The organism is Shewanella sp. S1-49-MNA-CIBAN-0167 (genome assembly GCF_040310145.1).
GTDB classification, from domain to species: domain Bacteria; phylum Pseudomonadota; class Gammaproteobacteria; order Enterobacterales; family Shewanellaceae; genus Shewanella; species Shewanella psychromarinicola.
In genome coordinates this window covers 1-318 of sequence record NZ_JBEOPO010000160.1, presented here as the reverse complement: position 1 = coordinate 318, position 318 = coordinate 1, and the positions used below count along the sequence as shown (strand labels likewise).

Annotated in this window: 1 protein-coding gene; it reads left to right on the top strand. The window is 41.8% G+C overall.

From position 1 onward, the window contains the following. Positions 1-318, top strand: a 318-nt coding sequence (locus AAEZ00_RS20805; RefSeq protein ID WP_351089779.1) for a PAS domain S-box protein, incomplete at both ends; no start/stop codon positions are given.

The following is a 318-nucleotide window of genomic DNA, read 5'->3' as shown; positions in this document are numbered from 1 at the left end:
GTGTAACCATGATAGTCAGGGTAATGTTAAGTGGTTTGATACGGTCATTGCGCCTGTGATGGATGCGGACGATAACCTTGAACGCTGCTTTGCACTGCGAATTGATATTACTGAACGTAAGAATACCCAGCTTGAAAAGAATGAACTGGCTTCCTTACTTACCAATGTGCTTGCAGCTGCATCAGAAATAGCCATTATTTCCACCGATAATAACGGTATTATTAATATTTTTAATCGCGGTGCCGAGTTATTACTTGGCTATCAAGCTGAAGAGATAGTGGGTAAGCAAAGCCCTGCAATATGGCATTTACCTTCGGA